The sequence below is a fragment of the Hymenobacter translucens genome (genome assembly GCF_020685205.1).
GTDB lineage: Bacteria > Bacteroidota > Bacteroidia > Cytophagales > Hymenobacteraceae > Hymenobacter > Hymenobacter translucens.
In genome coordinates this window covers 288,873-315,462 of sequence record NZ_JAJERB010000006.1, presented here as the reverse complement: position 1 = coordinate 315,462, position 26,590 = coordinate 288,873, and the positions used below count along the sequence as shown (strand labels likewise).

Genomic DNA, 26,590 nt, shown 5'->3' with positions numbered 1-26,590 from the left:
TTATGTACCCCCTCCTGCTACTCGCCCTCCTGGCCTCTACGGCTGCCGTTGCCCAGTCCGCCTGCCCACCGGTGGTGAAGGCCTGGAGCAACAACCAGCCGGTGCCGGCGAAGGGCGCGCCCTTCGCGGGGAAGCTTCGCCTGCGCGTCAGTTCGGCCCCCGGTTGCCCGGCCAACGTGCGCTACTATTTCAAGGAAGCCCAGGTAACGCCGATGCGGGGCCCGCTCCCTCTGACGCCCACCCGTATCATGACCGACTCCACAGGCGACGTGACCTGGATGGGCCAGCATACCAAGCCTGGCGACCGGCTGTATGTTTTTATTCCGTACGATCAGCTGATGATGGTTGCCGCCGATGGCAAGCGGACGCCTTACCCGGTACCGGCGGGCGAAGCCGGCAAGGGCATCAGCTTCGACTGGGTGCTGCTGAAACCGTAGCCAGAGTCAGCAGCTTACGAATCAGGCCAGGGGCAGAAGCCGGCTGCCCTGGCGCGCACAAACCAGTCAGGGGAACGGTGCTTTCCGCGTCCCACCGGCGCGGCGGTTATCATCCCGCCAGTACCTTTACCGGGCCGGGCGGCAGCTAAAGCCCCTGGCCGCCGCGCATGCACCTGATCTACCTCGTTTTCGGCACCAACGTCCGCAACCACTTCCAGGCCAACTTCTCGATGCTCACGTTTCTGCGGGAGCCGGCAGCGCTGGACGGTATCACGGTGGTGACGGACGCGCCCGATTTCTACCGCCACCTGAGCGGGCAGGTCACGATTCTGCCGGTCGCCGAAGCCACGCTGCGGGACTGGAAGGGCGAGTTCGACTTTTTCTGGCGGGTCAAGATCAAAGCCCTGGAAACCGTAGCCCGGCAGCACCCCGGCGTACCCCTGCTCTATCTCGACTCCGACACCTTTCTGCACGGCTCGGCCGCCGAGCTAAAGGCTCGTCTGACCAACGGCGAGGCGTTTATGCACGAGCGGGAAGGAGCTTTGTCGGAGCTGGGCAGCAAGACCGAGCAGCGCATGTGGACCCAGGTCCGGCAGCAGACGTTTGGTGGGGTGCAGCTGCACGAGCGGCACGCCATGTGGAACGCGGGCGTGGTGGGTATTCCGGCCGCCAAAGCCTCCGAGGCCATTGCCCTGGCCCTGGCCGTCTGCGACGACTTCAGCCGCTGCCAGGTCACGCCCCGCCTGATCGAGCAGTTTGCTTTGTCGGTAGCCCTGGACAAAACGTATCCGCTGCACCCGGCCCGTCCCTTCATCGGGCACTACTGGAGCACCAAGGACGAGTGGAATGAGCACATTGCCGCCTTTCTGCTCGAGTCTCATCTGCAGCAGCGCACCGTGGCCGAAGAGCTGGCCGCCCTCGCGCAGTTCGACTTCCGGCTGGCCCCGGTCAAGCAGCGGCAGAAAAGCACCCGCTGGCGCCTCGTGCGCCTGGTTGACCGGCTGTTTCCACCCCGCGAAACGCTGTACGCTGGTTCCGAAGAGTAACCAGACGACAGTTTGCCCGGCCAGGCACCGGCAAATAAAGAGGCCTGCTCCGGGGAGCAGGCCGCTTTCTGAATGGCTTCGTTTGGCTTATTGCAGCACCAGGCGCTGCGTGGAAACCGACTGCCCGGTTTTCACCGTGAACAGGTACGTGCCGCGGGCCAGCTTGCTGCCATCGAACTGCACTTGGTGCAGACCGGCGGCTTCGGCCCCGGCGACCAGGGTCTGCACCTTGCGGCCCATCGTATTATACACCTCCACGCTCACCGGCCCGTCCACATCCAGGAAATAGCTGATGGTGGTGGCACCCGTAAAGGGGTTGGGATAGGCTACGGCCTCGGTCGTCACGAAGGCCGGCGTGGTAGCCGTGGTGCTGGCCGTGGAGCGGGCCGCGGGCTGCGTCAGAGCATTGTACTGCGGGAACGTGCGGGTCACGATCACGGCGAAGTCGGCACGGGTCACGTTCTGCGTGGGCTTGAAGCTGGCGTGCAGCGTGGGCTGCAGATCGTAGGGGCCCTGCGTAACCGAGTAGAAGGCATTGATGAGGTTCAGTTCCAGCGCAACGCTGACGTAGCCGCGCAGGCCGGCCGGGATGCTGCCGGCATCGTCAACGGGAATCGTCTGGCCGTTTACCGTAACCGTAAGCGGGCGGCTGTTGCGGTCGAGGGCCTGCTGCTGGAAGCCCAGGCTCTGCACCAGCGAGTATGCCAGGCTGGCCCGGCTTACGGCCCCGGCGGGCGAGAAGGTACCGGCCGCCGTGGGCAGCATCACCCCGTTGAACTGGTGGAACCGGTCGCGCTGGGCCGCCCCACGGGCCGTAACTGATTCCGTCAGCAGAATGTCATTCACGTTCGAGATGTCGGTAAAGGAGCGGGCGCCCGTGGTGGGCAGCAGCTGGCGCACACCCTGACCCATCAGCAGGTAGTCGGCCAGCTGCAGACGGGTGAGCAGGGCGTTGGGCTGGAAGCCGGTGGCCAGGCCATCGACCAGCCGGTTGGTCACAGCCATTTTGATGGCTGCTTCGGCGGGGTGGCCCACGATGTCGGCCAGGTTGGTCGTGCCCCGGGGTGACTGCAGTACGATGTTGCCGTTCACGGTTTCGGGCAGGGCCACGCCCCGCACGCCTTCCACTTGTACCCTCCAGGTGCCCGCGACGGGCGAGGCTACCGCCACGCTGCGGTCGGTGGTCAGGGTGAAGGTGACGGGCGTACCCGAGCTGTAGCGCACGCCGTTGGGGTCAAGCAGCACGAGGTTGGTCAGGTTGCCGGTTTCCCCTTCCAGGCCCGTCGATACAATCTTCACTTCCAGGCTGTTGGTACCCGGTGCTACCTCGAAAGGCAGACTGTTGCCGGTTGTCAGGACCGGGTTGAAGTTAATGGTAAAGGGAATGCTGTTGCTCAGCGTGTTTACACTGCTGTTGAAGCGGCGGCTGGCATTCACCGTCGAGCCGAAGGCGGGCGAGCGGAACGCATAGTCTACGGCGGCATATGCGTTTACGTAGCCGGCCCCTACTTCCCAGGACTCGCGGCCGGGCATATTGGTGGCGGTTTTTTCCAGCAACTCTTTCACCTGGTCCGGGGTAAGCGAGGGGCGGGCTTCAAGCAGCAGGGCCACTACGCCGGCGACGTGGGGCGTCGCCATGGAAGTGCCGCTCATGTGGGTGTAGAACGGGATTTCACCCGGCGTCAGTACCGCCGCATCCAGCTCGGCACCGAGCGACGATACTGGGGCCACCGCGCGCGTCGATACGACATCGACGCCTGGCGCCACAATCACGGGCTCGTTTTTAAAGGTCCAGGTCTGACCATCAACCACGAACGTGCCCTGCTCGCCTTTTACGCCCCGCGAGGAGAAGTCAGCCAGCAGGCCGTGCCGGTCGCCGGCACCGACGGAAATGGTCCAGGGGGCAATAGCGTAGGGATTATGCGTATCGGCCCCGGGGCCGGAGTTGCCGGCTGCGAATACGATGACCATGTTGCGGTCGTAGCACTTCTTGGTCGCCACATTCAGCGGGTCATTCGGGTCGAAGTCGCCGCTGCTGCCAAACGAGTTGCTGATTACGCGGATGTTGTATTGAAACTGGTGGGTAAGAGCGTAGTCGAAGCCCCCGATGGCGTCGAGTACGAGCAGGGCACCGCCCGAGCCGTAGCCCAGCAGCGAGGCGCCGGGCGCCACGCCTTCATACTTGCCGCCCGACTTGGCACCGTTGCCGCCCACCGTGCCCGCGCAGTGCGTGCCGTGGCCGGAGTTGGTATCGGTATTGGCGACGCCTTCCACCGGCGTGAAGGGCAGCAGCGTGCTCACGGCGTTCAGGTTGGTCGAGCCGAGCACGTTCTGCACCAGGTGGGGGCCAAACTTGATGTCATCGTGGGTACCGTCCACGCCGCTGTCGTTGATCAGCACGCCGACGCCCCGGCCGGAAACGGGGGTGCCGCCGTTACGGGCGGTCATCTGCGGGTCGACGCGGAGGCGCTTGACGCCGGTCAGGTTGGTGTCGTCGTAGTTGTTGTAGTCGAGCTTCTTGTTGAAGTAGAGCGACCGTACCGCTGGATTCTGGGCCAGGGCATTTACCTGCGCGGCGGTGGCCACTACCCCGGCAATAGGCACCGCCTGAAAGGTAATGCCGCGCGTGATGCCAAGCTGCCGGAGCAGGTTCAGCTCCGCGGTCTGCGGCCCCCCGCTGCCGTTAAAGGTTACAATCACCTGGGCCGTCGGGCTGGTGGTCAGAGCCGCGCGCAGGGCCGGGTCGACGGTGGCCTGACCAAAGGAGGAGCCGGCCGAGAGGCCTACTACCAGCAGGGTTGCGAAGAGGTTATTTCTCATGTAATGGTGTGAAATAGGGTTGGAATTAGGGAGTAAAAAGGAAAGCAGGATCATGACTCTTCACACAGGACAAAAACAAGATTCGTGTTTCTACCTGCATTGGCTTATAGCGCTCAACTAGGCAGACCGGCCTGGGAGTCGAGCACTATTTACGAGTGCCTTTTACAGCCGGATGGCGGTTTCAGGCTATTTATTTTATAAAACCGAGCTTTTATTTGAATTAAATGCAGCTCTGGGCGAAACCGCTGAAAAAAGTATAGCGTACCGGATTTTTAGTGATATTCCCTGTTTCCAGTCTTACCAAATTCACTTCCAACCCGTTAGACTATTCCGGGAACCGCTGTCCGCCGGCCGACCAGCGGAACCGGCTTGCGTAGCCGCTACGCCAGGCCAGTTATCCCGTGGCCGGCGAAATGCAGTGGCTGCACGGTAGATTCCAGGCCGGCGTCAGGCTATCTTTCGGCATGAAACGGCGAATCGGACTGCGGCTACTCGGCGGGCTGCTGGCGGGCGTGCTCGTGCTGCTGGCCCTCGACCGGCTGTTTCCGGTGCCGCCCGCCCCGCTTTACTCGCCCGTCGTGACGGCCGCCGACGGCACCGTGCTCCACGCTTTTCTGAACCCCACCCAGAAGTGGCGGCTGAAAACCGAGCTGCGCGAAATCACCCCGGCTTTGCGCTCCACCATCATTGCCAAGGAAGACCGTTTTTTTCGCTTTCACTTCGGCATCAACCCCTTCTCGATCATCCAGGCCGCCGGGCGCAACCTGTTCGGGGGCGGCCGCACCACCGGGGCCAGCACCATCACGATGCAGGTGGCCCGCCTGCTCGAGCCCAAGGAGCGCACCGTGGGTAATAAGCTGGTGGAAATGGCCCGGGCCGTGCAGCTCGAAGCCCACTACAGCAAGGCCGAGATTCTGCAGCTTTACCTCAACCTGGTGCCCTACGGCGGCAACGTGGAGGGCGTGAAGTCGGCGGCGCTGCTGTACTTCCAGCAGCCGCCCGACTACCTTTCCCTGGCCCAGACCGTGACGCTGGCTATCATTCCGAACCGTCCGCGGGGCCTGGTGCTGGGCCGCGACAACGCCGCCGTGCTGGCCGAGCGAAACCGCTGGCTCCGCCGGTTCGGGCAGCAGGGGCTGTTTCCGGCCCGGGACGTGGCCGATGCCCTGCTCGAGCCCCTCGACGTGGAGCGGCACGCGGCCCCGGCCCTGGCCCCCCACCTGGCCCGGCGGCTGGTGCGAACCCAGCCTGGGCGGGCCATCATCCGCACCACGCTGCAGCGGGCCAAGCAAAGCCAGGCCGAAGACCTGACCCGCAACTACGTGCGCCGGCTCTACGCGCTGGGCATCAGCAACGCGGCAGTACTCGTGGTAAACAACCGCACCCGGGAAGTGGAAGCCTACGTGGGCTCGGCCGACTTCCGCGACGCCCTGCACCAGGGCCAGAACGACGGCGTGCAGGCGGTCCGCTCACCCGGCAGCACGCTCAAGCCCTTCCTCTACGCCCTGGCCATGGACCAGGGCCTGCTCACGCCCAAGCAGCTGCTGCCCGACGTGCCCACCAACTTTCAGGGCTACCGGCCCGAGAACTTCGACAAGCACTGCAGCGGGGAAGTAACGGTAGAGCGGGCCCTGGCTTTTTCGCTTAACATTCCCGCCGTCCGTACCCTGGCCCAGCTGGGCGTGCCCACCTTTACCGGCAAGCTGCGGGGGGCTGGCTTTAAAACCGTGGGCCGCAACGCGCCGCGCCTGGGCCTGAGCACCATTCTGGGCGGCTGCGGCGCCACCCTCGAAGAACTGACCAACCTCTACGTGACCCTGGCCAACTCGGGAAGCTCCGCTCCGCTCCGCTTCCAAATTAGTAATGAGGAATTAGTAATGAAGAACGCAGCAGCCAGCTCGAAAATCAGGAAACAAAAGCAGTTCCGAGAATCAATTACTAATTCTCAATTACTAATTACTAATTCAAACAAAACCCAGCTAGTATCCCCCGCCGCCGCCTTCCTGACCACCGACATCCTGGCTCAGCTTACCCGGCCGGATTTACCGGTGGGCTATGAGAACAGCATGCGCCTGCCCAAGATTGCCTGGAAAACCGGCACCAGCTACGGCCGCCGCGACGCCTGGAGCATCGGCTACAACCGCGACTACACCATCGGGGTGTGGGTGGGTAACTTCAGCGGGCAGGGCGCCCCGGCCCTCACCGGCTCCGACGTGGCCACGCCCCTGCTGTTTGATCTGTTCAATGCCCTGGCTTATAACTCGCCCAACAACTGGTTTCAGCCCCCGGCCTCGCTTGATTTCCGGCTGGTGTGCGCCGAGTCGGGCTTGCCCCCGGGTGAGAACTGCCCCAACCAGCTGATGGATTACTTTCTGCCTGGTACCTCGGCCAGCCGGCGCTGCCAGCACCAGAAGGAAGTGCTGGTATCGGCCGACGGGCGCTACGCGTATTGCCGGGCCTGCGCGCCGGCTACCGGCTACCGGCGGGAGCTGTACCCGAACCTGCTGCCCGAGGTGCTGGCCTACAAGGAAACCCAGCACCTGCCTTACCGCGCCCTGCCGCCCCACAACCCCGCCTGCCAGCTCGTTCGCGGCGGCGCGGACCGGGCTCCCACCATTACCTCACCCCTGGCCGGCACCGAGTACGTCCTCAGCCGCGGCGAAAAACAGCTGCTGCTGCTTAGCTGCACCACCAACAACGAGGTGCGGCAGGTGTACTGGTACGTGAACGACGAGTTTCTGCAGGCTGCCGCCGCTACCGAGCGGGTGTTCTTCCGGCCCGGCCCCGGCCACCTTAAAATATCCTGCGCCGACGACCACGGCCGCAACACCGACGTGCGCGTGACGGTGAGTGAGCTGTAAGGGCCGCCAGCAACGCCGAAACCCGGCCTGGGCCGTGGCAAACCCCTTTTTTCGGCCTACAAGGCGGCCATTCCGCAACGAGGCGTAAAGCTGTCGGCCCGGCATTCTGCCACTCCTCAGGAGCAGGCATCAGGTTAAGCTACTATTTCGACTGGCCCAACTTCCGAAGGCCGGGCTTTTTTAGTACCTAGCGGCACCATTCTCACTTACTTTCTGCGTTTTATGCGTCGTTTATTCACCTCTCTGGGGCTGCTGCTGGTACTGGCCGCGCCCCTCGCCCTGGCTCAGGCTCCAAAGGCCGCTCAGCCTCCCCTCATCGACCGGGAGCTGCTGTTTGGCGACCCGGAAATCTCCGGTGCCCAGCTCTCACCCGACGGCAAGTTTCTGTCCTTTATCAAGCCCTTCAACGGCACCCGCAACATCTGGGTAAAGGGCCTTAACGAGCCGTTTGACAAGGCCCGGCCCGTAACCAACGACCAGGCCCGGCCCGTGCGCGGCTACTTCTGGAGCCGCGACGGCAAATACCTGCTCTACAGCCAGGACAAGGGCGGCGACGAGAACTTCAACATCTACGCCGTGAACCCCACCGAGGCCCCGGCCACCGGGCAGCCCGTACCCGCCGCCCGCGACCTGACCGGCCTGAAAGGCGTGCGCGTACAACTTATCAACGCCCCGCTGAAGGACCCGAACACGCTCTACATCGGCCTCAACGACCGCGACAAGGCCTGGCACGACCTGTACAAGCTCAACCTGACTACTGGCGAGAAAACGATGGTGCGCCAGAACAACGACCGGCTCGGCGCCTGGGTGTTCGACTGGAACGATCAGCTCCGCCTGGCGTCGCGCTCCAACGCCGACGGCAGCACCGAGTGGCTGCGGGTCGAAGGCGACAAGATGACGCCCTTCTACAGAACCTCGATTGACGAGCAGAGCGGCGTGGTGGGCTTCGCCAAGGACAACCGCCGCGTGTACATGGTCACGAACCAGGGCAAAGGCCGCGACCTGGCCGAAATTGTGCTGATGGACCCCGCTTCCGGCAAAGAGGAAGCCTACCAGGCCGACCCGCAGAAACGCGTGGACGTGGGCAGCCTGCGCATCTCCGAAGTCACCCACGAGCCGATTTTCGTGTCGTTTGAAGACGACCGGATGCGCCGGGTGTGGAAGGACAAAGCCTACGAGCAGGACTTCAAAACCGCCAGCGCCAAGCTCACCGGCCTCGACGTGTACCCCGTGTCCAGCACCACCGACGAGCAGAAGTGGCTGCTCTCGGCCAGCTCCGCCACCCAGCCCAGCGTGGTGTACCTGTTCGACCGCAAAACCAAGCAGCTCACCAAGCAGTACGAAACCCGCCCCAAGCTCAACACCGCCGAGCTGGCCGACATGAAAGTAGTGCGCTACAAGTCGTCGGACGGGCTGGAAATTCCGGCGTACCTGACCTTGCCCAAGGGCGTAGCGGCCAAGAACCTGCCCGTCATCATCATGCCCCACGGCGGCCCCTGGGCCCGCGACGCGTATGGCTTTAACGCCCTGCACCAGTTCCTGGCTAACCGCGGCTACGCCGTGCTGTCGCCCAACTTCCGGTCCAGCACTGGCTACGGCAAGAAATTCCTCGAGGCCGGCAACGGCGAGTGGGGCCAGAAGATGCAGGACGACCTGACCTGGGGCGTGAAGTACCTCGTAGCCCAGGGCATTGCCGACCCCAAGCGGGTGGGCATCATGGGCGGCTCCTACGGCGGCTACGCCACCCTGGCCGGCGTGGCCTTCACCCCGGACCTGTACGCGGCCGGCGTGGCTATCGTGGCTCCGTCGAACCTGATTACGCTGCTCAACGCCATTCCGCCGTACTGGGAAGCCGGCCGCAAGCAGATGTATGCCCGCATGGCCGACCCCAACACCGAAGTCGGCAAGGCCCAGCTGGTGCGCCAGTCCCCGCTGACGTCGGCCGGCAAGATCAAGACCCCGCTGATGGTGGTGCAGGGCGCCAACGACCCGCGTGTGAACAAGGCCGAGGCCGACCAGATTGTCATTGCCCTGCGCGACCGGAACTACCCCGTGCAGTACATCCTGGCTCCCGACGAAGGGCACGGCTTTGCCCGCCCGGTAAACAACCTTGCCATGCTGGCCGGGGCCGAGAAATTCCTGGCCCAGCACCTGAAAGGCCGCTACCAGGAGTCGATGAGCCCGGCCGTGGCCAAGCGCCTGCAGGAAATTACGGTGGACCCCAAAACGGTCGTTCTGACCGACAAGACGGTTAAGTAGCCCGTTGATTTTCCTGCTTTCCTAAAGCCCCCGCCGGTCGTCCGGCGGGGGCTTTTTTGTGGGCAATTGCACCAGCGAGAAGTAGCCCGCTGGCCGGTCCCAGCCCAGGCTTCCTACCGCAGAAACACTTGCTATCCCAACTGCAAACGTTTGGGGAACAGCGCCTTAACTTGGGCAGCAGAATATTTTTTATGATCATCAAGTGGTTGGTTATAAATACGTTACATGCTTGCCGACTCACTCCGGCATCCAGCCGGAACCTACCCTGCTTGATAATTTAAAAACTGCCCGTCTACATTTACCCACCAATTCTTTACCCCCCAAAGGATTGTTTTTATAAAGAGGCGTGGAGAGACAGGCTCGACGAAACGCCGGCAACCCCCGCATTCTGTGGAACGGTGCCAACCGAAGGTCAGCGCAGCTAAGCCCTGACCATATAAAAACAACACGCCGTGCAAACTTTGTCTAACCTCCGCGCCTTCGCTCTCACCTCCGCTGCTGTACAGCATGGATGTTGTGACACGCTGTGCTGTCGGTGTTGTTAGTCGGCTCGCTCCTCCACCCCTCCTTCCTGCCCGTGCCTGACCTTCGTTAGCGGAGGCGTTTTTGCGCACGTTCGCTTCTTGGCTAGCGCAGGATAGCCAGCCCGGTACTGCGCCCCATTCGGCCGACGGGCTCTTCGCTCACCCGGCGTATCCTGGCTGGTTACGCCACCTTCACCTTCTCTTATGCAAGTCTCTTCTGAGGCGCTGGTTCATAACCTGCGCCAGCAGCTGGCGGGCCGTAGCGCCGTCGACGTGCTGAACTCCGTAGCCGCGCAATTTCCCGGCAAAGCGGTTTTTTCGACCTCGTTCGGCCTCGAAGATCAGATCATCACCCACCTGATCTTCGAAAACAACCTGCCCATCAAGGTCTTCACGCTCGACACGGCCCGCAACTTTCAGGAAACCTACAGCACCTGGAACAAGACCCTGCGGCGCTACGGCAAGGCTATTGAGCCTTACTTTCCGTGGCGGCCTGCTGTGGAAGAGCTGCTGCTTGAGAAAGGCCCGAACAGCTTTTATGACAGCGTGGAAAACCGCAAGGAATGCTGCGGCATCCGCAAGGTGGAGCCGCTGAAAAGAGCCCTGAACGGTCAGCATGCCTGGTTTACCGGCATCCGCGCGGAGCAGTCGGCGAACCGCCAGGACATGCACGCGGTGGAGTGGGACGCGGCGCACCAGCTCCTCAAGTTTCACCCGCTGTTCGACTGGACCTTCGAGCAGTGCTGGGAGTTTGTGCACGCGCACAGCGTTCCGTTCAACCCTCTGCACCAGCAGGGCTTCGTGAGCATCGGCTGCGCGCCCTGCACCCGGGCCATCCAGCCCGGTGAGGACTTCCGGGCCGGGCGCTGGTGGTGGGAAGACCAGTCGGCCAGGGAGTGCGGCCTGCACAACACCCCCCACGGCCCGGACCCGGTGGCAGAGCCGGTAGCGGCAAGCTAAAGCACCCGACATGCAGAACGAAGTGAAGCATCTCGCTCGCTTCGTTGGATCACTAACTCATACGTCAGCACGCGAGATGCTTAGCTCCGCTTTCCTTCGGTTCGGCTTCGCCTCTGCATGACCCTCACCTAAGCATCAGCCGAATGAGCACCCTTCACTTCGATTACCTCGACCGGCTGGAAGCCGAAGCCATTCACATCCTGCGGGAAGTGGCCGGGCAGTTTGAGCGGCCCGCGTTGCTGTTCTCCGGCGGCAAAGACTCCATCGTGCTGACCCGCCTGGCCGAAAAAGCCTTCCGGCCAGGCCGCTTCCCGTTTCCGCTGGTGCACGTGGACACCGGCCATAACTTCCCCGAGGTGCTGGCTTACCGCGACGAGCTGGCCGCTTACCTGGGCGAAAAGCTGATTGTGCGCCGCGTGGAAGACACCATCCGGCGCCAGCACCTGCGCGAGCCGGGCGGCAAGTTTCCCAGCCGCAACCCGCTGCAGACCTACACCCTGCTCGAAACCATCGAGGAGTTTGGGTTTGACGCCTGCATCGGCGGGGCCCGCCGCGACGAGGAAAAGGCCCGGGCCAAGGAGCGCATCTTCTCGGTACGCGACGAGTTCGGACAGTGGGACCCCAGGCGCCAGCGGCCCGAACTGTGGAACATCTACAACGGCCGGATTCAGAAAGGCGAAAACGTACGCGTGTTCCCGATTTCCAACTGGACCGAGCTGGACGTGTGGCGCTACATCCAGCGCGAAAACATTGCCCTGCCCAGCATCTACTTCGGCCATCCCCGCACCTGCGTGGTCTTGCCCAGCGGCCAGCTGCTGGGCCTGAACGAGCACCTGCGCCTCGACGCAACCGACCTGATCGTGGAGCGGCAGGTGCGCTTCCGCACCGTGGGCGACTCTACCTGCACTGCCGCCGTGGAAAGCGATGCGGCCACCATCGACGACATCATCGAAGACCTGCTCCAGGCCAAGGTAAGCGAGCGGGGCGCCACCCGCCTCGACGACAACATCTCCGAAGCCGGTATGGAAGACCGCAAGCGCAACGGGTATTTCTAACCATTTGGTTGTCAGTTGTCAGTTGTCAGTGCGTTTCCCTCTGACCGACAACTAACAACTGACAACCGACAACTAGCAACGAACGACATGGACCTCCTCCGATTTATCACCTGCGGCAGCGTCGACGACGGCAAGAGCACGCTGATCGGGCGGCTGCTGTATGACTCCGACTCCGTGTCGCTGGACGTGCTGGCGGCGCTGGAAAACCGTCCCAGCGTGCACGGCACCGTGGATCTGGCGTTGCTGACCGACGGGCTGCGCGCCGAGCGGGAACAGGGCATCACCATCGACGTGGCCTACAAGTACTTCACCACGCCCCGCCGCAAGTTCATCATCACCGACGCGCCCGGCCACGTTCAGTACACCCGCAACATGGTGACGGGCGCCTCCACCGCCGACCTGGCCATTGTTCTGGTCGATGCCCGGCAGGGCGTGGTGGAGCAGACCCGCCGCCACTCCCTGATTGCCTCGCTCGTGGGCATCCGCCACTTCGTGCTGGCCGTGAACAAGATGGATCTGGTGGGCAACGACCAGGCCGTGTTCGACCAGATTGTGGCCGACTACGCCGCCCTGGCCGACCAGCTCCGGCTGCCCCACATCACGGCTATTCCGCTCAGTGCCCTGCTCGGCGACAACGTTGTGACGCGCTCGAAAAACCTGAGCTGGTACTCCGGCCCCAGCCTGCTCGAGCACCTGGAGACGGTGCCGGCGTTTGCCGAAGCTGCCATTGCCGACCCGCGCTTTCAGGTGCAGTATGTTATCCGCCCCCAGACCAACGACTACCCCGACTACCGCGGCTACGCCGGGCGCATCCAAAGCGGACAGTACCGCCGCGGCGACCGGGTGCACATCTTGCCCGGCGGCCGGGAGTCGGTGATTGAGGCCATCGAGGTAAACCAGCGGGAAGTGGAAACCGCGGCGGCGCCCCAGGCCGTGGTGATTCGCCTGCGCGACGACATCGACATCAGCCGGGGCGACTCCCTGGTGCCGGCAGGCAGCCCGGCGAGCGTAACCAGGGAGCTGGAAGCCACCGTGTGCTGGATGGATGAGCGGCCCCTGTGGCCCGGCCGCAAGCTATTGGTGCAGCACCACTCGGCGTTGGTGAAGGCGGTAGTTTCGGCAATTGTCTACAAGGTGAACGTGCGCACCTACGGCCGCACCACCGCCGACTCGGCCCAGCTCAACGACATCGTGGGCGTGCGCCTGAAAACCGCCGTTCCCCTCGTGGTTGACTCTTACCAGCAGAACCGCGCCACCGGGGCCTTTATCCTGGTGGACGAGCTGAGCGGCGACACCCTGGCCGCCGGCCTGGTCGGCGCCGTGCAGAACAGCTTCGCCCCCGAAGCACTGGTCTACACAAGTTAGCACCTGGCTTTAGAGGGCGGGTGCACGCCCAGTGGGCTACCGGCTTTCACACGGGAGAGTTCCGGCTGCCCGGCAACCAGAGCCTGACGCTGACCAACCTCGAGTCCCGCCACCGGACCCGGGTTCAGCAGGTGCTGGAACAGCAGGGTGCGGGGAGCCAAACCGAGCGTACGACAACGGTCCTGCGGCTCAACTTCCTCGCCTGCGTCACGTTAAATCCCTGCTCCCTGGCTTTTGCGGAGGCCGAGCGTTACCTTCCCCAATTACTTGACCGACCGGACGCTGTAATCCGAACTCTGGGTCTGACCGACGAAGAAATTCTGATCCGGATGACCGGCTGCGCCGGCCCCTACCTGAGCGAAATCGGGCAGGTAGCCCGGGCAGTGCGCCGTTATAATCTATACCTGGGCGCCCACCACGCGGGGAAGCGGCTCAACAAACTTTACCGCCAAATGCTAGACGAAGACGGAATCCCGCGCGAACTCACGCCCCTGCTCGAAGCCTACGCTGCCGACCGCCAACCCACCGAGCGGTTCGGCGACTTTGTGGTCCGCCGGGGCGACGTGGCCGCTACCATCCCCGGCCAGAACTTTCACGCCTAGCCCGCCGACATGACGCCGCCCATCCCGTCTGCCAGCCTGCCTCCCTTGGCTCCGCTAACCGCCACCCTGCCGGCGTCGAATGCACTGTTTCCGGTGTTTCTGAAGCTGGAGCAGCTGCGGGTTTTGCTTGTGGGTGGCGGCAACGTGGGCCTGGAAAAGCTGACCGCCATTCTGCGCAACAGCCCGGCCGCCCGCGTTACGGTGGTGAGTGAGACGTTCCGGCCCGAAATCCTGGCGTTTACGGCCGAGTTCCCGCACGTGCAGCTCCGCCAGAAAGCCTACGACCACGCCGACCTCAACGACCATGACCTTGTGTTCGTGGCTACCAACGACCCGGCCCTGAACCTGCGCATCAAAGCCCAGGCGGCGGCGCGCAGTCTGCTCACCAACGTGGCCGATACCCCCGACGCCTGCGACTTCTACCTGGGCTCCATCGTGCAGAAAGGCGACCTGAAGATTGCCATTTCCACCAACGGCAAGTCGCCCACCGTGGCCAAGCGCCTGCGCACCGTGCTGCACGACGCCCTGCCCAACGAGCTGCATTCCGTGCTTCAGCACATGACCATCATCCGCAGCAAGCTGGCCGGCGACTTTTCCAGTAAAGTAAAGTCGCTGAATGCCATGACGGCCGAGCTGGCGGGCGGGCCGGCCTACGAAACGCCGGCTGCGGCGCGGTGGCGGAAGCTGGCAACCGGGGCCCTGATCGGCTTTGGCCTGCTGCTGACGCTGAACGTGCTGTCGTTTTACTTTTCCTGGCAGCAGGTGTGGGAAGCGGCCAGCAACGCCGACACCTTCTACCTGTTCGTGGCCGTTGGCTTTGCCGCCCAGCTCGTCGACGGCCTGCTGGGCATGGGCTACGGGGTGGTGGCAGCCATCAGCCTGATGAGCATGAACGTGAACCTGGCGGCGGTCAGTGCCAGCATCCATACCGCCGAAATGTTTGCCAGCGGGGCCTCCGGCTACCACCACTACCGATTCGGCAACGTGAACAAGAAGCTGTTCAAGACCCTGTTGATTCCGGGCGTGCTCGGGGCCGTGGCGGGAGCCTACCTGCTGTCCCGCTTCGGCGAAACGTACGGGGCCTGGGTGAAGCCCCTGCTGGCCATCTACCTGCTGCTGCTCGGGGCCCGAATTTTAAGCAAAGCCTTCAGCAAGCCCGGCCCGCGGCGCAAGCACAAGAAGCTGGGCTGGCTGGCCGCTGCCGGGGGCTTCCTCGACTCCTTTGGCGGGGGTGGCTGGGGGCCATTGGTTACCAGCACCCTTATTGCGGGCGGCCGCACGCCCCAGTACGTCATCGGCTCGGTGAGCGTAACCGAGTTCTTCATCACGTTTGCCAGCGCCCTGACCTTTTTTGCCACCATCGGCATTTCGCACTGGCAGGTGGTGCTGGGCCTGGTAGTGGGCGGCGTAGCGGCGGCTCCGTTTGCCGCCCGCCTGGCGGGCCGGATTCCTACCCGCTGGATGTTCGTGGGTGTGGGGCTGATGGTGATTATATGGAGCCTGTGGGCCTTGCGGAAGCTGTTTATGTAACGAGGAAAATCAGCCGGCCACTAGCGCTTCCGGCGCGGGTGCTTCCTCAACCTCAGCCGGGGCTGCCGGCGGCAACGTCGTAGTCTGCTGAATCCGCCACAGCAGCTCTTCCAGCACCAGTGCGCCCAGGCACATGAACAGAAAGCCTCCCGCCGGCGCCGGCATCAGTTCCTTGAACGACTTTTCACCCCAGTTGGGCAGATGCAGGTAGTCGAGGGGAGAAAGCACCAGAACCGTGGCGACGGCCAGGATGGGCAGGGCCGCGTAGAGCCAGCCCTGCTCCCGCCTCAGCAGCTGCACCGGCAGCCACCGCCGGCCCACTTTCCGGCGCAGAAAGTACAGCAGGGCCACGTTCGTCAGGATCGACACCACGCAGTAACCATCGGCACCGGCAGCTTCAGCAGCAGGACCGCGACCAGGTACAGGGGTACGCCCACCACCGCCCAGCTTTCCCCCGCTATCGGATATACGGCAGTAGGCCGAAGGGTCGGCTTCAGGGAGAGTCCGGGCAGGCCAGCGTCCATTCTTACAGGCGCCGGGGAGATTAACCGGTGCTAAAGCTACACCGGCGGGCCCGAACCTGGGTACGGCCGCTGCTTACTTCGTCGTGGGCACCGCGCGCCCCGCCTCCGACTGCCGGGACTGAAGCAGCCAGTCCGTAGCTTCGCCTTCCTCACTGGCGTAGTGGAGGCGGTAAGGCAATGAAGGCCCGGCGGGCAGCACCTGGGTGCGCAGAAACTCCTGGGCATCGGCCAGGTGAACCGGAGCTACCAGGTAGCTGAAGAACAGCGGGCCACCGAAGCGCTGGGCCACGCGGGGCGAAAATTCCTCAAACAGCCACTGGGTAATAACCGGGCTGAAGCTAGGGCGGCGGCGGGCATCCACAAGCCAGAACCGGCACTGGTCCTGGGCTGCTTCCTCCACGCTTCGGTACACCTGGCGGATCTCCTCGTCGGTAGCCACGGACAGCCAGCGAATCACCAGGATTTTCAGATCGGGTCGGTAGGAAAGGTCAATAAAGCGGGTACTTGAAGCGGAGCTGTTTTCCATGCGCTAAGGAAGGTCGAACTATGCCATACGCAGCAAGGGCGACGTTGGTAGGCTCCACGCCGTAAAATCTTGCCGGGCGCATATTCATCCGGCACGCGACGGGCTGCACCGCCCGGGCCGGGCCAGACGTTACTTAACCCCCGGCTGGCTTCCCCGGCAGCCAAGGCCTGCTTTTCACAACTATTAACCCGGGTTTCCGGTTAGCCAATTCTGCGCTAACCGCAGCTCTCTGACGAATGAAAAACGCTTTCCCCGCGCCGGCCCGGCCGGTACCCGGATCCGCCCATCCGGTCCTGGGCCCCGGCCTGGTGTGGCTGATGGCCATCACCTGCGGGCTGGTGGTAGCCAATATCTACTATAACCAGCCCCTGCTGGCCGCCATTGGGCGCACGTTTCACCTCTCCGACAGCAGCGCCAGCCTCGTGGCCACGGCTACCCAGCTGGGCTACACCCTGGGCATGCTGTTCGTGGTGCCACTGGGCGACAAGCTGGAGCGCAAGCGCCTGATGGTGCTGATGCTGCTGGGCGCGGCCGCCTGCATGGCTCTGGCGGCGGTGGCCCCTTCGTTCGCCATCCTGGCCGCCGCCAGCGTGCTGATCGGCATTCTGTCCGCCGTGCCCCAGCTGCTGGTACCCATGGCGGCACACCTGGCGCCGGACGCCGACCGGGGCCGCATTGTGGGCCGGGTGATGAGCGGCCTGCTGATCGGCATTCTGCTGTCGCGCACCCTGAGCGGCTACGTGGGTGCCCACTTTGGCTGGCGCACCATGTTCGGCATCGGGGCGGCCATGATGGTGGTGCTCGGCGGGGTGCTGGCCCTGCGCCTGCCCACCGACCAGCCCACCTTTGCCGGCACCTACGGCTCCCTGATGAAGTCATTACTGACGCTTACCCGGGAGCAGAAGGCCCTGCGCCGGGCCGCCCTGGTCGGGGCCGCGCTGTTTGCCTCTTTCAGCGTGTTCTGGACTACGCTGGCGTTTTACCTGGAGGGCCCACCTTTTCGCTACGGTAGCGACGTAGCCGGCTTTTTCGGGCTGATTGGGGCCGTTGGAGCCCTGGCCGCGCCGTGGGCCGGAAAAGCCGCCGACACCCGGGGCCCGGACTACACCATCACCGCCGGCATCCTACTGGCCCTGGTGGCCTACGGCATTCTCGGATTCGGCGGCACCTGGGTGGCGGGCCTGGTAGTGGGCGTGATTCTGCTCGACGTAGGTGTGCAGGCTACCCACATTTCCAACCAGTCCCTGATTTTCACCCTGGTGCCCGAGGCCCGTAGCCGGCTGAACACTGTGTACATGACGGCTTACTTTATCGGGGGCTCGGTGGGCTCCATCACGGGCGGGCTGGCCTGGACGCACGGCGCCTGGCCCGGCGTGTGCGCAGCCGGACTGGGCTTTGTCGTGCTGGCTTTTCTGGCCAACCGGTTCTATGCCCGGAACTGAATCGTTTGGCCGGCTCAACGGCAGCCTCCAGCTACCCGGCCAGGCAGCTGATACAAACCTGCAGGCTGCTGCGCCAGTGCGGAATAGCTACGCCCAGCTGGGTTTTGGCTTTGGTCTTATCCATTACCGAATACGGCGGCCGGGTAGCTTTGGTCGGATACTCCGCCGTGCGGATCGGGATGGTTCGGACGGGCGTTTGGCTCAGCTCAAAGATGGCGGTGGCAAAGTCGTACCACGAGGTGACGCCCTCGTTGCTGTAATGGTACGTGCCGAACTGCTGGCTGCCGGTTTCGATAATCGTCAGGATGCAGCCGGCCAGGTCGATGGCGTAAGTGGGCGTGCCCAGCTGGTCCCAGATCACGCGCAGCTCGTCCCGGTCCCGGCCCAGCTTGAGCATCGTTTTCACGAAGTTGCCGGCGTACTCGGAATACAGCCAGCTGGTGCGCAGGATGAAGAACCGCTCGGTGTGCGCGGGAATGACCTGCTCGCCTTCCAGCTTGGTCAGGCCGTAGACGCTGATGGGCGCGGCTTCGTCGGTTTCGAGCAGGGGCTGGTTGCCGGTACCGGCAAACACGAAATCGGTGGAAATCTGAATCAGAATGGTGTTGTGCCCGGCGCACAGCCGGCTCAGGTTCTCCACCCCGTCGCGGTTGACCTTGCGGGCCAGTTCCACCTCGTCCTCCGCCTTGTCAACGGCGGTGTAGGCGGCGCAGTTGATGCAGTAGGCGGGCTGATGCTTCGCGAAAATAGCGGCCAGCCCGGCCGTATCGAGGATGTTGCCTTCCTCTTCGGGCAGGAACACGATGCCGGCGGTATTTCTTTCCCGCGCTACGTGCGCCAGACACTGCCCCAACTGACCGGATGCGCCAAAAACCAGAATGCTACCCATGTACTACGCCGCTTAAATGAATCAAGTATTAGCAGCCGGTTGGGCCGCCCGGCAAAGGTAGGCCGCTTTAGGACTGCTGCAAGCCGGACGGTCCCGGCGGGCGCTTGTTGCGGATGGGCTCGAACCGCATTTCCCGGGGCTGCTTTTCGCTCAGGTACTTCCAGTAGCGCAGCGGCAGCTGCCGGCGGTGCAGCTTCAGGTTGCGGCGCTCCGGAATGTTGACGTGGTCGAAATAGGTTTGCCAGAGAACCCTATAGAGCGGCTCCCGCTCGTCGAGCACGGTGGCCGAAACCCCGCTGCCCCTGCGGGGAGCAGCCGCTGCGGCCTCAAACTGCACGATGTCGGTGCCGTGCAGGTCGTAGTACAGGCCGTAGCCGCGGCGCCGGTCGAAAATCAGCCAGCGCTGGTCGGCGTAGCGCTTGGTGAAGTGGGGCGCAATCAGGGGCAGCACGTCGAAGTCGGGCTCGATGGTGGCGTGGTACAGGTCGTCGGCGGTACGCTCGAAGCGGACGAAGGCCTCCATCCGGTGCTTTTCCCGGCCCATCTGCTGGCTCAGGTGGGCCACCCGGCGCACGTTGTCGTCGGCGTAGTTGTCGGCAATGTCCCGGCCGGCACGCATGGCCAGGTCGGCGTACCGAAAGATGAGCCGCTCCCGGTCGGGCTGCTCGCTCAGAAAGGCGTGAAACAGCCGGGTCCGGGCTTCCTGGTCCATGTGGCGCAGCAGTCCGTCCCACACCCGGGCCGCGGTGGCCTCGTGCGTTTCCACCAGCAGGGGCTGGGCAAACAATCCGCCCTGCACCGCGCCCACGGGCTGAATGCTGTTGGGTGCGGCTTTCCGGTCGTAAATGGTGAACAAGACCGTCAGCAGCCCCTCAAACGAGCCGTCGTAGGTGTAGTCCAGCGCGGGAGCAGTGAGTTCCGGCGCGCCCGGCCGCGGCACTGCGTCTGCCCGCGTAGCGGGAGTTTGGGAAGGGCGGTTGAGCGGAGTCAGGGAGCGGCTCATAGGCGGATGGTCAACCGTTTAGGCAGGCTTGAGAAACCGTAAAAGCAGCTCATTCACCGCTTCGGCCTCTTCGTGCTGCACCCAGTGTGTGGCTTTGTCGAAGTAGGTAAGCTGCCCGTCGTTGCAGTACGCCAGGCTTTGCCGGGCCATGCCGGCCGTTAAGAAAGCGTCGCGCCGGCCCCAGATAATATGCACCGGCACCGTCACCCGCCCGGGCCGGGCCAGCCGACGGGCGTAGCGCGCGGCGGCCCGGTACCAGTTGATCATACCAGTCATGGCCCCGGGCTGGGACCAGGCCTGTTCGTACTGCTGCAGGTCCACCGCGGAAAAGGTGCCCCGGCGGCTGGTTTCCTGCAACGTGCGGCGGGCCAGAAGCCAGTTTTTCCGGCGCAGCAGCTTTTCCGGCAGCCAGGGCAGCTGAAAAAAGAATATATACCAGCTTTTGAGCAGCTGCTTGGGGCTCCGGCGCAACGTGCGGCTTAGCACCGCCGGGTGGGGCACGTTCAGCACAGCCGCCCGCTCGATTTTATCGGGATGGTGCATTGCCAGCCACCAGACGACAGCCGCGCCCCAGTCGTGACCCACGATTCGGGCGCTGGGGCGGCCCGCCGCAGTAAGGAGGCCAAGCACATCGGCCCCAAGCTGGTCGATGGTGTAAGAGGCTACCGGACGGGGCTTGTCGCTAAGGTTATAGCCCCGCTGGTCGGGAACCCAGACGCGGTAGCCGGCGGCGGCCAGGGCCTGAATCTGCCCTCGCCAGCCAAACCAGAACTCCGGGAAGCCGTGCAGCAGAATCACCAGAGGGCCGATAGGCGGGCCGCACTGCACCACGTGCACGTGCAGCCCGTTGGTTGCCACCTGATGATGTTCGAGCTCATACGCCATAAGCGGCTATACCGGAATGAAGCCGGGAGGTTGCCGGCAAGCCCGCAGGGGGCCTGCGCATGCCGGTTTTTCCGCCCGGATGGCTACGCGGCCTGGCCTTTGCGGGCCGTGCTTTTGGCCCGCTCGGCTTCGTGGAGCTGCCGCACAATGGGGAGCAGGTCGCTGAGCTTGCAGCAGCAGGCGAGGCGGGCAACTTTCATCGTTTCAGTGGTTGGGGTAGCGGCCGACGCGTCGGCACCGCGGTGGGAAACAGTCATGGAAGTAAGTGAATTGGGGGTTGTGAACTGGTGAATGGATGATCTATGATTGGAAAAGAAGGTTGCAGCGGCAGGAGGCAGGCGTCAGCGGTTCATGGCTTCACCTTCTAAGATGCCTGCGCGAACAGGTCGAGCTGCTGGGTGACAAGGGCCGAGCGGACCGAGCCGGCGCCGAACAGGATCTGGCGGCGGATGGTCTGCTCGTCGTACTCCCGGGCATCGAGGGCCTGGCCACGGCAGGTAATGAAGAACTTGGCCCGCTTCAGCACCACGCCAAACTTGGCCAGGTGGTCGAGCGACAGGGGAGCAAAGCGGCGGGCGGCCACGATGCGCTTGGCCGAGCGGGCGCCCACGCCGGGAATGCGCAGAATCATCTCGTAGTCGGCCGAGTTGATATCGACCGGAAACACGTGGCGGTTACGCAGGGCCCAGGCGAGCTTGGGGTCAATTTCCAGGTCGAGATAGGGATGCGCGGGGTCCAGAATTTCATCGGCTTCGAACCCGTAGAAGCGCATCAGCCAGTCGGTCTGGTAGAGGCGGTGCTCCCGGATAACCGGGGGCTGCGTTACCTGGGGCAGGCGGGCATCGTCGGTGACCGGGATGTAGCCCGAGTAGTAGACGCGCTTCAGGCCGTAGCCTTTGTAGAGCGAGTCGGTGAGCTTGATGATCTGGTGGTCGGTTTCGGCCGAGGCGCCCACGATCAGCTGGGTGCTTTGCCCGGCGGCGGCAAAAGCCGGCACTTTCTTGAACAGCGCCTTTTCCTCCTTGTTCTGCACGATGCCGTCCCGAATCTGGCCCATGGGCGTCAGAATCTCCTGGTAGTTCTTCTCCGGCGCCAGCGTGGTCAGACTCAGCTCGGAGGGCAGCTCGATGTTCACGCTCAGGCGGTCGGCGTAAAGGCCGGCTTCCTGGATCAGCTCGGGCGAGGCGCCGGGAATCGTCTTGACGTGGATGTAGCCGTTGAACTTATGCTCGGTGCGCAGCTTTTTGATGATGCGCACCAGCCGCTCCATCGTGTAGTCGGAGCTTTTGAAGATGCCCGAGCTCAGGAACAGCCCCTCGATGTAGTTGCGGCGGTAGAAGTTCATGGTCAGGTCCACGACTTCGTCGACGGTAAAGGCGGCGCGCTTCACGTCGTTCGAGCGGCGCGACACGCAGTAGGCGCAGTCGAAGATGCAGTAGTTGGTCAGCAGGATCTTGAGCAGGGATACGCAGCGGCCGTCCTCGGTAAAGGAGTGACAGATGCCCATTCCTTCGGCGTTGCCAAGGCCGCGGTTCTCGTTTTTGCGCTTGCCGCCGCTGCTGGAGCACGACACGTCATACTTGGCGGCATCTGCCAATATGCTTAGCTTTTCCTGAATCCGCTCGTTCATTTAGTTCCTTTTACGGCTTAAAAATAACTGTTTGTCCGCAGATAGACAACAGTGTTTTAAGCTAATTTTTTTAGGAAAGGTTTCGGGCGGGGCGGGAAAAGTTGTCCTTTTCCCTTTCCTGTGCCCCAGTTTGGCACACCGCTTTGGTATCGTCATGCAGAGCGAAGGCGAAGCATCTCGCGTACTGGCGCCAGGAGGTCCGCCGCTAAAAAGAGAACGTCCTGCTTGAACTGGCATCCGCCCTGCGAAGCATTTCTACTGCTTGGTGAATTATTCCCCCAACGAAGCGGTAAGGAGGCTTCCCTGGCTTGATGCGCCTTCTGCTTGGCATGCCGTTCTTTCCCCAACAACAGCAGCACGCGAGATGCTTCGCTGCGCTCTGCATGACCGCCTTTCTACCGGCGTGCCGGCTCTGCCTCCGCAGCGGCGGCCTTCAGACAAGCGGACCTCTTGCCCAAGCTGAACTTCTTGTCGTAATTTTAATGTGCCGAACCGCCGCCCTGCCGGGTTTTCAGGTTGGACGGCCACCCCAATGCCCCTGTCCTTTCCGCTTACCGCTGTCTGCCTGTTTCGCCACTGCTGCCTGCTTTTGCTGGCCGGGCTGCTGGCCATTCCGGCAGTGGCGCAGGAGCCGACCGCAAAGCCGGCGCCCGACTCGGCCCGCGCCCGCGCGGCCACGGCCCTGAAGCGCGACTCGCTGCGGCGGCGCTTCGACGAGGAAAAGATTCTGACCGGCCTGAAAGCCTACACTAAGCGCAAAACCATTGCCGGCAAGGTGGCCTCCGCCATCTTCGATTTCCGGGAGCGGCGCGAGGAGCAGGCCGGCCTCGACGCGGGCCTGCTCGACCGGCAGTACGACCAGCACAACTTCAAGATTGTGCGCAGCATCGACATCAAGCCCCTCGACGCGTTCGGCTACAGCATTACCGACACCACCCGGGTGCCGCGCAACATCGTGGAAAAGGGCGGCAACCTGATTCACATGACCACCAGCCGGGCCCGCATCCGCCAGATTCTGCTGTTTCGGGTCGGCCAGGAGCTCGACCCCCAGGATCTGGCCGAGTCGGAGCGCCTGCTGCGCTCCACGGCCTACCTGGTGGATGCCCGGGTGCTGGTAAACGAGAAAACCAGCACCGACGACAGCGTTGACATTCAGATCGTGACCAAGGATTTGTTTAGCCTGGGCGTGTCGTACCAGCTGCGCGACGTGGGCGCGGGCATCTTCAACATCCACGACGAAAACTTCCTGGGCCAGGGCCACCAGATGCGCGGCATCTACGAATACGGCCGCCGCGACCCCCAGCCCTGGGCCTTCAACGGCTTTTACGTGATGCCCTTCCGCAAATTCGTAAACGCGCAGATCCGCTACCGTGACGAGTACCAGTACCAGACCGGCGGCGTATCGGTAGGGCGGGATTTCGTGTCCGTAAACACTCACTACGCCGGGGCCGTGTCGTTTGACGTGTTCAACCGCGAGGTACCCATCAACTCGCCTCCGCCGGGGGAGCCCTACAAGTTCGGGGCTTTGCGCTACAGCACCGCCGACGCCTGGGTGGGCCGGGCCTTTCAGCTGAAAAGCTACGACCTGGGCTACGAGAACCCGGGGCGCATTATCGTATCGGGCCGATTTATTCATACGGCGTACACTGCCCGCGCCACCCCGGCCTACACCAACTACTCGGTGGCCCTGGCTACGGTGGGCTACACCGTGCGGCGCTACTATAAGGATAAGTACCTGTATGGCTTTGGCCGCACCGAGGACATCCCGACCGGCACGTTGTTTAGCCTGACTTCGGGCATCGACTTCAACGAAACCGGTCTGCGCCGCTACGTGGGTGTGCAGGCCGCCGCGGCCTCCTTCAGCCGGCAGCGCGGATTCCTGTACCTGGGCGCCGAGTTCAGCTCGTTTATCCGGGGCTCCGACTGGCAGCAGGGCGTGCTCAAGGCCCAGGTGCTGTACTTCACCCGCCTGTTTCATACCGGCAACTACCAGTGGCGGCACTTTCTGTGGAACCGGGCCACCCTGGGCTACCGCCGCCAGCCCGGGGAGCAGCAGCTGTTTATCGAGGGCGACCGGGGCCTGCGCGGCTTCCGGCCCACCGAGCTGTTGCAGGGCACCAGCCGCTACGTGGTCAACTACGAAACCAACGTGTTTACGCCGGTGTCGCTGCTGGGCTTCCGCCTGGCCGGCATTGCCTTCGTGGACGCGGCCTGGATTACGGACTCGCCCCGGCAGTCGCAGCTGATGCGCGAGACGCCCTACACCGGGTTCGGGCTGGGGCTGCGCTTCCGCAACGAGTACATTGCCATTCCCACCATTCAGCTTTTGCTGGGCTACTACCCGCGCGGGCAGCTTACCAACAACGGCCTGCGCATCTTCCAGAGCAACAGCCTCTACTACGGCTTCAGCGACTTCAGCTTCGGCCAGCCGGGGGTAAGCCAGTTTCAGTAGACTTGCATGTGGGTCCGCCCACGATAAAACAACCCAACCAGCTCCCGCGTCGTACCTTCGCCGCTCCACCACTTCTGCTCTGCTCATGCTGGCTTTAGGCGACTTTAACGAACTGGAAGTAGCCCGCGCGGTTGACTTCGGCCTCTACCTGACTTCCGACGACGGCGACCTGCTGATTCCCCGCAAGTACGTGCCCGAGGGCACCGAAATCGGCGACGTGCTGCGCGTGTTCGTGTACCGCGACTCGGAGGACCGCCTGATTGCCACCACGCTCGAGCCCCTGGCCCGGGTAAACCAGTTTGCCGCTCTCACCGTCCGCGACGTGTCGGACAACGGGGCTTTCCTCGACTGGGGCCTGGAAAAGGACCTGTTTCTGCCCTACCGCAACCAGCGCGAAAACCTGCGCCCCGGGCAGCGGGTGACGGTGTACGTGTACCTCGACGAAACCTCGGACCGCCTCGTGGCCACCGCCCGCTGGGACCGGTACTTGAGCCAGGAGCCGTTTCCCGGTCAGGCCGGCGACGCAGTGCAGCTGTTTGTGGCCCAGGAAACCGACCTGGGCTTTACGGTCATCGTGAACGGCACCCACCCCGGGCTGCTGTATCACAACGAGATCTTCAAGCCCCTGCGCCTCGGCGACACGCCCACCGGCTACATCCGGCAGGTGCGTCCCGACGGCAAGCTCGACGTGAGTTTGCAGAAAACCGGCTACGACGAAGCCGTGGACGCGGCCGAAACGCTGCTCACGGCGTTGCGCGCGGCCGGCGGCACCCTGCCCTTATCCGACAAAAGTGAGCCCGACGACATCTACCGCCGCCTGGGAATGAGCAAGAAGGTGTTCAAGAAAGCCCTGGGCAGCCTGTATAAGCGCGGGCTGGTGCAACTGTTGCCCGACGCGACCCATCTGGTAGGGCAGGAATAGCCCCGTCGGCCCAGCGGCAGCAGCTGCGAATCGGCAACCGGGTTTATTCCCTTGCCGCATTCCTACGTATGGAAGAGGCGGCCCCGGTGCCTTTCTATACCTGCTGACCTGCTCTGCTGCCCCATGAAACTACAGAAAACTGCCCTCATTGCCGGCGCCAGCGGGCTGGTCGGCTCCCAGCTTTTGCCGTTGCTACTGGCCTCGGACCGCTACGCCAAAGTTATTGCCGTGGGGCGGCGGCCCCTGCCGGTGGTCCACCCCAAGCTTGAGCAGCGGGTGCTGGACCTGGACCGGCTCGAAGACCACCGCCTGTCACTGATTGCCGACGACGTGTACTGCTGCCTGGGCACCACCATCCGGCAGGCCGGCTCGAAGGAGGCGTTTTACAAGGTTGACTTCCTGTACGTGGTGAAGCTGGCGGCCCTGACGGCGGCCAACTTCGCGGCCCAGCTGCTGGTGGTGTCGGCCATGGGGGCCGATGCCCACTCCATGTTCTACTACAACCGGGTGAAGGGCGAGATGGAGGACGCGGTGCGCAAGACCCCGTTCCGGGCCATTCACATCTTCCGGCCCTCCCTGCTGCTGGGCGAGCGGACCGAGAAGCGCCTGGGCGAGCGGCTGGGGGCGGTGGTACTGGGCGTGGTAGCCCCGCTGCTGGTTGGCCCCCTGCGCCGCTACCGGGCCGTGCCCGCGCTGGCGGTGGCCAAAGCCATGCTCCGGGCCGCCGAGGACGACGGGGGCGGCATCCTGGTGCACCTGTCCGACGAAATAGCGGCCGAAGCGGAGGCCCCACCCCTGCTGCTGGCTAACAACCCGGTGGTGCCCGGCGTATAGTGGCGTATCTTTGCGGCCAGAATC

The 26,590-nt window shown here is 63.7% G+C and carries 21 protein-coding genes and 1 riboswitch; of the genes, 13 read left to right on the top strand and 8 right to left on the bottom strand.

From position 1 onward, the window contains the following. The first annotated feature begins 2 nt into the window (after positions 1 to 2). Together LJY25_RS15155 and LJY25_RS15150 are read left to right on the top strand one after the other, a co-directional pair. Positions 3 to 437 carry a hypothetical protein gene (locus tag LJY25_RS15155; RefSeq protein WP_227609194.1) on the top strand — a complete coding sequence of 145 codons (435 nt, stop codon included), beginning with the start codon at positions 3 to 5 and terminating at the stop codon, positions 435 to 437. A gap of 167 nt (positions 438 to 604) precedes the next feature. Beyond that, positions 605 to 1,483, top strand: a complete 879-nt coding sequence (locus LJY25_RS15150) for a hypothetical protein (RefSeq protein ID WP_227609193.1) — start codon at positions 605 to 607, stop codon at positions 1,481 to 1,483. 87 nt (positions 1,484 to 1,570) lie between these two features. On the opposite strand, the gene LJY25_RS15145 is transcribed toward LJY25_RS15150, so the two are convergent. Next, a complete protein-coding gene (locus LJY25_RS15145) occupies positions 1,571 to 4,303 on the bottom strand; it encodes a S8/S53 family peptidase (protein WP_227609192.1) in 2,733 nt (910 codons plus the stop codon). Positions 4,304 to 4,767: 464 nt separating this feature from the next. On the opposite strand from LJY25_RS15145, the gene pbpC reads away from it, so the two are divergent. The 7 genes from pbpC (at position 4,768) to LJY25_RS21395 (ending at position 15,459) form a co-directional block, all read left to right on the top strand. Continuing rightward, positions 4,768 to 7,164 carry a penicillin-binding protein 1C gene (pbpC, locus tag LJY25_RS15140; protein WP_227609191.1) on the top strand — a complete coding sequence of 799 codons (2,397 nt, stop codon included), beginning with the start codon at positions 4,768 to 4,770 and terminating at the stop codon, positions 7,162 to 7,164. 222 nt (positions 7,165 to 7,386) lie between these two features. After that, complete coding sequence (locus tag LJY25_RS15135) at positions 7,387 to 9,423, top strand: alpha/beta fold hydrolase (RefSeq protein ID WP_227609190.1); 2,037 nt, start codon at positions 7,387 to 7,389, stop codon at positions 9,421 to 9,423. 331 nt (positions 9,424 to 9,754) lie between these two features. Continuing rightward, positions 9,755 to 9,866, top strand: a riboswitch (SAM riboswitch). A gap of 285 nt (positions 9,867 to 10,151) precedes the next feature. Then, a complete protein-coding gene (locus LJY25_RS15130; protein ID WP_227609189.1) occupies positions 10,152 to 10,907 on the top strand; it encodes a phosphoadenylyl-sulfate reductase in 756 nt (251 codons plus the stop codon). A gap of 143 nt (positions 10,908 to 11,050) precedes the next feature. Beyond that, positions 11,051 to 11,962: a sulfate adenylyltransferase subunit CysD gene (gene cysD / locus LJY25_RS15125; RefSeq protein WP_227609188.1), complete on the top strand. Its 912-nt coding sequence runs from the start codon at positions 11,051 to 11,053 to the stop codon at positions 11,960 to 11,962. Between the two features lie 87 nt (positions 11,963 to 12,049). Further along, positions 12,050 to 13,327 carry a sulfate adenylyltransferase subunit 1 gene (locus tag LJY25_RS15120; RefSeq protein WP_227609187.1) on the top strand — a complete coding sequence of 426 codons (1,278 nt, stop codon included), beginning with the start codon at positions 12,050 to 12,052 and terminating at the stop codon, positions 13,325 to 13,327. 20 nt (positions 13,328 to 13,347) lie between these two features. After that, on the top strand, positions 13,348 to 13,929 hold the full coding sequence (locus LJY25_RS15115) for an assimilatory sulfite reductase (NADPH) hemoprotein subunit (RefSeq protein ID WP_227609186.1): 582 nt from the start codon (positions 13,348 to 13,350) through the stop codon (positions 13,927 to 13,929). Positions 13,930 to 13,938: 9 nt separating this feature from the next. Then, positions 13,939 to 15,459 (top strand): TSUP family transporter, encoded by a 1,521-nt coding sequence (locus LJY25_RS21395; protein ID WP_317206603.1) that lies wholly within the window; start codon positions 13,939 to 13,941, stop codon positions 15,457 to 15,459. Between the two features lie 9 nt (positions 15,460 to 15,468). On the opposite strand, the gene LJY25_RS15100 is transcribed toward LJY25_RS21395, so the two are convergent. Both LJY25_RS15100 and LJY25_RS15095 read right to left on the bottom strand, forming a co-directional pair. Continuing rightward, a complete protein-coding gene (locus LJY25_RS15100; protein WP_227609185.1) occupies positions 15,469 to 15,828 on the bottom strand; it encodes a hypothetical protein in 360 nt (119 codons plus the stop codon). 228 nt (positions 15,829 to 16,056) lie between these two features. Further along, on the bottom strand, positions 16,057 to 16,509 hold the full coding sequence (locus LJY25_RS15095) for a hypothetical protein (RefSeq protein WP_227609184.1): 453 nt from the start codon (positions 16,507 to 16,509) through the stop codon (positions 16,057 to 16,059). Positions 16,510 to 16,745: 236 nt separating this feature from the next. On the opposite strand from LJY25_RS15095, the gene LJY25_RS15090 reads away from it, so the two are divergent. Beyond that, the gene (locus LJY25_RS15090; RefSeq protein WP_227609183.1) at positions 16,746 to 17,951 is read left to right on the top strand and encodes an MFS transporter; all 1,206 of its coding nucleotides are present in this window, start codon (positions 16,746 to 16,748) and stop codon (positions 17,949 to 17,951) included. Positions 17,952 to 17,982: 31 nt separating this feature from the next. On the opposite strand, the gene rfbD is transcribed toward LJY25_RS15090, so the two are convergent. The 5 genes from rfbD to LJY25_RS15065 form a co-directional block, all read right to left on the bottom strand. Further along, positions 17,983 to 18,840, bottom strand: coding sequence for a dTDP-4-dehydrorhamnose reductase (gene rfbD, locus LJY25_RS15085; protein WP_227609182.1), 858 nt, complete (start codon positions 18,838 to 18,840; stop codon positions 17,983 to 17,985). A 67-nt stretch (positions 18,841 to 18,907) separates the two neighbouring features. Continuing rightward, positions 18,908 to 19,843: a TIGR03915 family putative DNA repair protein gene (locus LJY25_RS15080; protein ID WP_227609181.1), complete on the bottom strand. Its 936-nt coding sequence runs from the start codon at positions 19,841 to 19,843 to the stop codon at positions 18,908 to 18,910. An 18-nt stretch (positions 19,844 to 19,861) separates the two neighbouring features. Continuing rightward, the gene (locus LJY25_RS15075; protein ID WP_227609180.1) at positions 19,862 to 20,728 is read right to left on the bottom strand and encodes an alpha/beta fold hydrolase; all 867 of its coding nucleotides are present in this window, start codon (positions 20,726 to 20,728) and stop codon (positions 19,862 to 19,864) included. Between the two features lie 83 nt (positions 20,729 to 20,811). Next, positions 20,812 to 20,985: a hypothetical protein gene (locus LJY25_RS15070; RefSeq protein WP_227609179.1), complete on the bottom strand. Its 174-nt coding sequence runs from the start codon at positions 20,983 to 20,985 to the stop codon at positions 20,812 to 20,814. Positions 20,986 to 21,092: 107 nt separating this feature from the next. Beyond that, positions 21,093 to 22,358 (bottom strand): putative DNA modification/repair radical SAM protein, encoded by a 1,266-nt coding sequence (locus tag LJY25_RS15065; RefSeq protein WP_227609178.1) that lies wholly within the window; start codon positions 22,356 to 22,358, stop codon positions 21,093 to 21,095. Positions 22,359 to 22,890: 532 nt separating this feature from the next. Here LJY25_RS15065 and LJY25_RS15060 point away from each other — a divergent pair. The 3 genes from LJY25_RS15060 (at position 22,891) to LJY25_RS15050 (ending at position 26,566) form a co-directional block, all read left to right on the top strand. Continuing rightward, positions 22,891 to 24,810, top strand: a complete 1,920-nt coding sequence (locus LJY25_RS15060) for a BamA/TamA family outer membrane protein (RefSeq protein ID WP_227609177.1) — start codon at positions 22,891 to 22,893, stop codon at positions 24,808 to 24,810. Positions 24,811 to 24,895: 85 nt separating this feature from the next. Then, positions 24,896 to 25,732, top strand: coding sequence for a CvfB family protein (locus LJY25_RS15055; RefSeq protein ID WP_227609176.1), 837 nt, complete (start codon positions 24,896 to 24,898; stop codon positions 25,730 to 25,732). A gap of 123 nt (positions 25,733 to 25,855) precedes the next feature. After that, positions 25,856 to 26,566 (top strand): NAD-dependent epimerase/dehydratase family protein, encoded by a 711-nt coding sequence (locus tag LJY25_RS15050; protein ID WP_227609175.1) that lies wholly within the window; start codon positions 25,856 to 25,858, stop codon positions 26,564 to 26,566. The last annotated feature ends 24 nt before the right edge of the window (positions 26,567 to 26,590 follow it).